Annotated in this window: 10 protein-coding genes and 1 tRNA gene; 8 read left to right on the top strand and 3 right to left on the bottom strand. The window is 70.1% G+C overall.

What is annotated here, in order from left to right; all coding sequences use genetic code 11:
• The coding region (locus tag OZN99_RS01955; RefSeq protein ID WP_456299866.1) for a hypothetical protein at positions 1–249 on the top strand (249 nt) is incomplete at its 5' end.
• An 11-nt stretch (positions 250–260) separates the two neighbouring features.
• Here the strand turns inward: OZN99_RS01955 and OZN99_RS01950 are convergent.
• Positions 261–608 (bottom strand): antibiotic biosynthesis monooxygenase family protein, encoded by a 348-nt coding sequence (locus tag OZN99_RS01950; RefSeq protein WP_270933481.1) that lies wholly within the window; start codon positions 606–608, stop codon positions 261–263.
• 51 nt (positions 609–659) lie between these two features.
• Entirely contained in the window at positions 660–1001 is a 342-nt protein-coding gene (locus tag OZN99_RS01945; RefSeq protein WP_456299865.1) for an ATP-binding cassette domain-containing protein, read from the bottom strand.
• Between the two features lie 251 nt (positions 1002–1252).
• Between OZN99_RS01945 and OZN99_RS01940 the strand changes: the two genes are divergently transcribed.
• The 4 genes from OZN99_RS01940 to OZN99_RS01925 all read left to right on the top strand — a co-directional run bounded on the left by OZN99_RS01940 (position 1253) and on the right by OZN99_RS01925 (position 4552).
• Positions 1253–1327: transfer RNA gene (locus OZN99_RS01940), tRNA-Thr, on the top strand.
• Positions 1328–1419: 92 nt separating this feature from the next.
• Complete coding sequence (locus tag OZN99_RS01935; protein WP_270933479.1) at positions 1420–3213, top strand: DUF6538 domain-containing protein; 1794 nt, start codon at positions 1420–1422, stop codon at positions 3211–3213.
• A 465-nt stretch (positions 3214–3678) separates the two neighbouring features.
• Positions 3679–3990: a hypothetical protein gene (locus OZN99_RS01930; RefSeq protein WP_270933478.1), complete on the top strand. Its 312-nt coding sequence runs from the start codon at positions 3679–3681 to the stop codon at positions 3988–3990.
• 16 nt (positions 3991–4006) lie between these two features.
• The gene (locus OZN99_RS01925; protein ID WP_270933477.1) at positions 4007–4552 is read left to right on the top strand and encodes a hypothetical protein; all 546 of its coding nucleotides are present in this window, start codon (positions 4007–4009) and stop codon (positions 4550–4552) included.
• Between the two features lie 100 nt (positions 4553–4652).
• On the opposite strand, the gene OZN99_RS01920 is transcribed toward OZN99_RS01925, so the two are convergent.
• Positions 4653–4844 carry a hypothetical protein gene (locus OZN99_RS01920; RefSeq protein WP_270933476.1) on the bottom strand — a complete coding sequence of 64 codons (192 nt, stop codon included), beginning with the start codon at positions 4842–4844 and terminating at the stop codon, positions 4653–4655.
• Between the two features lie 4 nt (positions 4845–4848).
• On the opposite strand from OZN99_RS01920, the gene OZN99_RS01915 reads away from it, so the two are divergent.
• The 3 genes from OZN99_RS01915 to OZN99_RS01905 are packed head-to-tail and all read left to right on the top strand — an operon-like array spanning position 4849 to position 6867.
• Entirely contained in the window at positions 4849–4971 is a 123-nt protein-coding gene (locus OZN99_RS01915; protein ID WP_270933475.1) for a hypothetical protein, read from the top strand.
• A gap of 16 nt (positions 4972–4987) precedes the next feature.
• Positions 4988–5797 carry a hypothetical protein gene (locus OZN99_RS01910; RefSeq protein WP_270933474.1) on the top strand — a complete coding sequence of 270 codons (810 nt, stop codon included), beginning with the start codon at positions 4988–4990 and terminating at the stop codon, positions 5795–5797.
• The gene (locus tag OZN99_RS01905) at positions 5797–6867 is read left to right on the top strand and encodes an ADP-ribosylglycohydrolase family protein (protein ID WP_270933473.1); all 1071 of its coding nucleotides are present in this window, start codon (positions 5797–5799) and stop codon (positions 6865–6867) included. Before OZN99_RS01910 ends, OZN99_RS01905 begins: the two co-directional genes overlap by 1 nt.
• Positions 6868–6874: the final 7 nt, after the last annotated feature.

Genomic DNA, 6874 nt, shown 5'->3' with positions numbered 1-6874 from the left:
GCCTGCGCGGCGGGCTGGACCGGCATCGCCATGGCGGAGGTGGCGCGGCTGGCGCCGCCTGGCGCGGCGGGCGCCGCGACGGGCGGCGTCATGGCTGTGACCTATGTCGGCATCGTGGTGGGCCCGCTGGTCTTCCTCGGCGCGGCGACGCTGCTCGGCTCCTACAGCGCCGCCTTCGCCGCCGTCGCGGCGCTGCCGCTGGCCGGCGCGGCCGTGGCCTTGCAGGCGCACCGGCGCACTGCTGCGTAGGCCGGCGTCTGTCAGAACGCCTTCAGCACCTGCGCCGCGTGTTCTACGGCCGGAGGCGCGGCGAAGCAGTCGCCGACCAGCCGGCGCCATTCCTGGAAATCGGCGGAGCCGCGGAAATCCACGGTGTGGTTCTCCACCGTCGCCCAGGTCACGATCAGCCGATAGCGCTGCGGGAACTCCACCGAGCGCTGCAACTCCATGCCATGGCAGCCCTTCGCGCGGCGGAACAGCGGGGCGGCCTGCGCGACGCCCTCCTCGAACCTGGCCTCCGTGCCGGGCTTCACCTCGATCTGCGCGATCTCCAGGAACATCGTCGTCTCCTCGCTTGCCGCCGCATGCCGCTCGGCCGCGCGGCGCATGCTCCCGTTGCCGGACGTCGCAGGCAAGAGGGGCGGCCCGCCGCGGCCCCTTCAGGCCACGAGGATCGCGGAGAGGAAGCGACGCGAGCGCCGCTCCGCCCACTCCTCCAGGAAGTCGCGCGCGGGGCGGTCCTCGATGATGCGGCCCTCGGCCAGGACGATGATGCGATCGGCGGCGCTGCGCAGGAACCCGATCTCGTGCCTGACCACCACTATCGTCATGCCCTCCGTCAACAGGTCACGCATGACCTGCGGCATCTCGGCGACCATCTCGATGTCGAGCGCCGATGTCGGCTCGTCGAACAGCATCAGGCGAGGGCGCATCACCACGGTGCGGGCGATTGCGACACGCTGCTGCTGGCCGCCCGACACGTGGCGCGGAAAGGCGTCCATCTTGTGGGACAGGCCGACACGGTCCAGGGCGGCTAAGGTCCGTTCCGGACTGGATGCTAGGGGGGGCGGGTCCGGAGCGTGCCAGGGTGCTGGTCGGCCGGGCCCGATCAGCGGGGAGGCAGGCACGCTGCCCGAGCCGGGCCTTCCTGCGGCAGGGGCTGCCTGGCCCGCCTCCGGCGCCTGCTCTCCGCACCGGGGCTTGCGGCGCCCCCCCCGAACCGCTAGGAAGCCGGCCGCCTTCGCCTCGGTCCGCTGCTGTAGCTCAGTGGTAGAGCACTCCCTTGGTAAGGGAGAGGTCGAGAGTTCAATCCTCTCCAGCAGCACCAGCCCAAGTGGCTGAAACCGCGAAGAAATCAGGATTTCCAAGGCCTTCAGGGTGCCTCAGTGCTACAAAGGGGTGCTACGAATGGCCCTGGCCATGACCCGAACCACCCGACACGCGAGAACCGGTGTTTACTGGGTGAGGAAGGGCGTGCCCGCGCCGTTGCGCTCTGTCGTCGGCAAGCGCGAACTGACCGAGAGCCTGCGAACCAAGGACCGAGTGGAGGCGAAGCGCCGGGCGGCGGACGTCATCGCGAAATTCGAGGCTGTGATTGCCGCGGCCAGGTCTGCCGACCAGGGCCAGGCGAATCCGGCGACAACGAGGCATGTCGCGGTTGCTCCCGCGGAGCAGGCCGGTATGCCGGCCGGGACAATGCCCCAAGAGCCCGCGAAAGGTGGTGCCGTCGCCGGGCCTGTCCTGACGGGCTTGGCGCTATTGGATGCCTGGAGTCTCGAGCAGCAGCCGTCGAGCGCCACGTTGAAGAAGTATGGGGCGGCATTTCGGCAACTCGCGGCGATCGTCGGCTTCGATGACATCAGTCGGCTCATGCCCGACGACGTCGTGAAATTCAAGGAGGCCTGCCTGAAGCAGGGCCGCGACCCCGGCACCGTTCAGGACGACATCCTCGCCTGCGGTGCCGTGTGCAGCTGGGCGGTCAAGAACCGAAGGCTCGCGAGCAGCCCCTTCCAGGGGCTGGCGCCCAAGCCGAAGCGGCGCGGCCCGGCACCGCGGGCACCGTATAGCGACGAGCATGCGCGGCGCATCCTTGAAGCGAGCCGGCAGGAGCGCGGCTGGCTGCGGTGGCTGCCGTGGATCCTGGCCTTCACTGGCTGCCGCCTCAGCGAAGCAGCCGAGCTTCGCCTGTGCGATGTCAGAGAGGAAATCTGCCGGAAGCCAGGCAAGACAGCACAGGCAATCTGGGTGTTCGACTTCGTGCCGCTCGAGGTCCGGGCAGGAAAGAACAGCGTGTTCCAGCGCATGGTGCCAGTTCACCCGGCGCTCCAGGTTGAGGGCTTCCTGGACTTTGTCCGGACCCGTGCCGACGCTTGTCATGCCGATCGCACTGCGCCGCTCTTCGGTGATCTCCGCGTAGCGGCGGACGGGACCCGCACCACGACAGCCCAGAACCAGCACGGACGTTGGCTCAAGGCGATCGTGGGCATCACCGACCCGGCGGTGGCGCCGGCTCACTCCTGGCGACACCGCATCCAGGATGAACTGCGGAAGATCAGGGCACACCCGGAGATCATCGACGCCATCACCGGCCGCCATAATCCTCGCAATGCCGGCGACGGCTATGGCAGGGGCTTTCGAGGGATGCCTGACGAGGTGCTGGATGACCTCCAGCGCATTCCGTCCCCCCTGAGCTCGCCACGCGCCTCGCCTTCGCCAGAGATTGCACTCTCACCGGTCGAGGTCCTGCCGCAGCCCCGCTGGGTGGATGACGTGCAGGCGGCGATGCAGGCATGGTTCGAGCGCAAAGTCAGCGCCGCATACCGCCTCTTTGCTGACCACTCTTTCGCATCCGCGGTCGCTCCAGAGGACGCCAGCGACGCCGAGCTGGCCGAACACCACGCGCACATGACGGCCGAGGATGCGAGCCGCCGTATCGAGGCTGTGGAGATCGGGTATGCGGAGACGGGTGTCGCGGCGGGGCGCGCCGCCGCCGAAGAGATCGTCGGCCTGATGGTCAGGAAGAAGGTTCCCCGCGGATCGCTGGCGTTCGACATTGTCGCTGCCTGGGCGCTCCTGGCATCCAAGGCCATCGAGCAGGCTCGCATTCATTGGGCGGAAGGCGACCTAGTCTACCGACCGGACCCGCCCCCTGTTGATGGCCTGACGAAGCGCTTGCCGCCAGGTGGAGACCTGTATCGCAGCCTTTCGCGATGAAACGGCACGATTGCTCGCCGTTTACCCAGTGAATGCGCGCGATCGACAATCGCACTTCTCGCACCCTGTCGCAGGACCCCGGCTGGCGCTCCAAGGGTCACCCGCCGAAGCGCCAGGTGGCGCCTGCAGCCGGGTGCGACGGCGCGAACGGCGATAGGACTTTGTCCTATGGTGCTGTGCCGGATCGCAGCCGTTCCCGGCGGTGAGCGGGTGGCGGCGGCTTGCCGTCGCTGAGAGGCGGGGGCGCCCGTCGATCGCGGTGAACGGGCTACCGCGCCGTCCAGAGGCGCTTCGCGCGCTGCGCCGGATGTGATCGAAGTGCTGGGGTGCATGGGTTCTGCGCAGGTGGCGGTCCGCTGCACATCTCCGACGGACCGGGTCGCGAAGCTCGGGCGCGGGTGCAGCGCGCGCTCTATACTTCTCGTGTGGCCCGATGCTCGGGGAATCGAACAGCGAGAGAGACACATGACCAACGCGATCACCCGCCTTCCCGGTGTTCCAGTGCGCGGCGCGTTCCTGCGTGAAGTGAACCGGCTGACCACCCTGTCCGGGCGCCGCGTCGAGGATGTCGCCGCGACCGTCGGACTGCCGCTCGCGGCCCTGACGGGTGCGCATGGCGGGCTGATCACCGTGCCTGGCAGCAAGCTGCGCGCGATCGCCGAGGCGATCGGCGCGGATCACCTCGCGCTGACTCGCGTCTGGCTCGGGGGACACTCCGCCTGGCTGCTGCCGCTGTTCGACGAAGTGCTCGGCGAGCAGCGGCAGGCCAGCACCTGAGCGGAGCGCCGTCATCATGACCACCGACTTGCACGACGTGCGCCGCGGTGCATTCCTCGTGGCTCTCGATCAGCTCGCCCCAGCCTCTCCCGAGACCGATGCCGCCATCGCGGCAGTCCTGGGTTCCAGGGTCGCTGCCGAGATGCGCCGGGGCGACGTCCTGTTGCCCCTCGACAGCGTGCCTGCGCTGGCCTTCGCGCTCGGTCTCGACCCGGCTCTGCTGGTGCGCCTCTGGCTCGACGATTACGGCATTGTCGGTGGCGACGATGATCCCGGCCGCAGTCACGCCGAGCAGCACACAGCACCAGTGGGCCCTTGGGTTCCCGCGGTGCCGGTGACGCCCTGGGGCACCGAGCTTCACGGGCTCGACCCCAACCGTTCGAACGTCCTGAGCCACCGCTTCCGCGAAGGCACGCTGCTGGCGATCGCCAGGGTCGCGAAGGAGCGAGGCTTGACGCAGAAGCAACTCATCGCGCGGGCGCTGCTCGAGGCAGGAGTGCCGGTGATGGAGGCCGACCTCGAGGACCGCACGCCGGTGCGGCGGCGGCGGGATGAGGTATGACGCCTCCGGGCGCTTGTGATCTTCGCCAATGCTGTAGACCAAGCGGTCACTTCAATGGCGACTTGGGGTGCGCTCCACGTGCGTTCCCGTGTGGCCGCACCTACGGCTCGGCGATGACCGTAGACGGAGATGTCACGATTGCCCGTGCCTTGATGAGATCAAGGATGGCCAGCACGCGCCGCTCAAGATCACCGCCAGCGCGGTAGTCGGCAGGCACAACACAATGGACCCGCCCGGTCGTGAGCAGGGTGCGCGCCGGCTCGGTCTTGTCGGCGCGATCGGGGTCGAGCACCGCAATGTTCCTGTTCCTGCGGCGGCTTGGCCTCGACCGGGAGGACGGGATGGTGGACGTGGCGAACCGGGAGGAGGTGGAGGGCGTGCTGGCGGAGGTGGCAGCGCAGTTCAGCCGCGCGGGCTGAGCAGTCGTTTTGTTGCATGCTCTCGACGGCCACCGCGACATTCCGCATGCTCAACGGCATGGCAACGATGCAGAAGGCCGCGACCGCCGGGAGCGCGCGGCATGTGCTCGACTGGATCGGCATGGGCGAGCCGGGCTTCGCCACTTCGCTCAACAGCCTGCTGGAGCCGACCGGCGTGGTCGTGGCGCCTGCCGCCCCGCGCCGGCCTCTTGGCCGCGTTGACCCCAGGGAGGCAATGCTCGGCGTGCCGGTCGCGCCGCCGTTGCTGGACGGCGCGGTGGGAAAGCAACTGCGTGGCTGGTGGCTTGCCGTGGACAAGCCGACGACGAAGGAGCCCACCTGGGATCTGGCCGTCGTGGCCACCTTCCCCGATGGCCGGCAGGGCCTGGTGCTGGTCGAGGCGAAGGCGCACCTGAAGGAGATCGTCGGGGCCGCAGCGGGCAAGCCGCTGACGCCCAGCTCCAACCTGAAGAACCATGAGCGCATCGGCGCGGCGATCGGCGAGGCGGCGGAGGCGCTGGGCGGCGAGGCGGCCGGCGTGCGCATCTCACGCGACCGGCACTACCAGTTCTCGAACAGGATCGCCTGGGCCTGGAGGCTGGCCGCGAGCGGCGTGCCGGTCGTGCTGGTCTATCTCGGCTTCACCGGCGACGCGGCGGTCGCGGGCGCGGCGGCGATGCTGCGCGACGGCGACCACTGGCGCGCGGTGCTGCACGCCGAGACGGCCGGGGTGTTCCCGTCTGCGATGTGGGAGCGCGAGATCGACGTGGATGACACGCCGATGTGGGTGCTGGCGCGGAGCCTGCCCGCGCAGGTCGCGGCGTGATGGCCCTGTCGCGCCGCATCGGCTGCCTGCTGGGCGGCGCCGTGGGCGACGCGCTCGGGGCACCGGTCGAGTTCATGTCGCTTGCTTCCATCCGGGCCAGCTTCGGGCCCGAAGGCATCCGCGACTACGCGCCGGCCTATGGTCGCGTGGGGGCGATCACCGACGACACGCAGATGACACTGTTCACCGCCGAGGGGCTGCTGCGCGCCTGGGTGCGGCAGCGCGAGAAGGGCATCTGCCACGTGCCGTCCGTGGTGCATCACGCCTATCTCCGCTGGCTGCTGACCCAGGGCGAGCGGCTGGGCTCCGGGAGAGTTGCTGTCGCGACGAATGGCTGGCTCTGGAGCCTCGAGGCGCTGCACCATCCGCGCGCCCCGGGCAGGACCTGCCTCGCCGCATTGAAGGCGGCGAAGGGGTTCGGCCAGCCAGCAGCGGCGAGGAACGCCAGCAAGGGCTGCGGTGGGGTGATGCGCGCGGCACCGGTCGGGCTGCTGCCGGTCGGCGACCTGGATGCCGTGTTCGAACTCGGCGTGGACGTGGCCGCCCTGACGCATGGCCATCCGAGCGGATCGCTGCCGGCCGGCGTGCTGGCCGCGACGGTCGCAGGGCTCATCGAGGGGCAGGCGCTTCCGGCCGCGCTGGACGACGCGACCGCGCTGCTCCGCCGCCGTGCCGGGGCGGAGGAGACGCTGCGGGCGCTCGACACGGCGAGGGGTCTCGCGGGCGACGGCAGCCGGACGCCGACGGCGGAGGAGATCGAGCGGGCTCTCGGCGGCGGCTGGGTCGGGGAGGAGGCGCTGGCGATCGCCGTCTGCTGCGCGCTGGCCGCCGGCAGCGACCTGGCGGCTGGGCTCCGGCTGGCGGTGAACCACTCGGGCGACAGCGACAGCACGGGCGCCATAGCCGGCAACCTGCTCGGCGCGGTCCTCGGCGACGCGGCGATCCCGGCGGCCTGGCTCGCCGCACTCGAACTCCGGGACGAGATCGCGCAGGTCGGCGCCGACCTCGACGCGGCGGCAACGGGCCTGTTCGATCCCGGCGAGGCCTGGGCGCGCTATCCCGGGCACTGACCGATCC

The sequence above is a fragment of the Falsiroseomonas oryzae genome (genome assembly GCF_027856955.1).
Taxonomy (GTDB): domain Bacteria; phylum Pseudomonadota; class Alphaproteobacteria; order Acetobacterales; family Acetobacteraceae; genus Falsiroseomonas; species Falsiroseomonas oryzae.
Note: the sequence above shows the minus strand (reverse complement) of the source record. Positions and strands in the feature narration are given on the sequence as shown.

Coding starts and splice junctions, on each gene's coding strand:
- OZN99_RS01950 (WP_270933481.1), bottom strand. CDS start 608: ATGCGCCGCGCGGCCGAGCGGCATGCGGCGGCAAGCGAGGAGACGACG.
- OZN99_RS01945 (WP_456299865.1), bottom strand. CDS start 1,001: ATGGACGCCTTTCCGCGCCACGTGTCGGGCGGCCAGCAGCAGCGTGTC.
- OZN99_RS01935 (WP_270933479.1), top strand. CDS start 1,420: ATGACCCGAACCACCCGACACGCGAGAACCGGTGTTTACTGGGTGAGG.
- OZN99_RS01930 (WP_270933478.1), top strand. CDS start 3,679: ATGACCAACGCGATCACCCGCCTTCCCGGTGTTCCAGTGCGCGGCGCG.
- OZN99_RS01925 (WP_270933477.1), top strand. CDS start 4,007: ATGACCACCGACTTGCACGACGTGCGCCGCGGTGCATTCCTCGTGGCT.
- OZN99_RS01915 (WP_270933475.1), top strand. CDS start 4,849: ATGTTCCTGTTCCTGCGGCGGCTTGGCCTCGACCGGGAGGACGGGATG.
- OZN99_RS01910 (WP_270933474.1), top strand. CDS start 4,988: ATGCTCTCGACGGCCACCGCGACATTCCGCATGCTCAACGGCATGGCA.
- OZN99_RS01905 (WP_270933473.1), top strand. CDS start 5,797: ATGGCCCTGTCGCGCCGCATCGGCTGCCTGCTGGGCGGCGCCGTGGGC.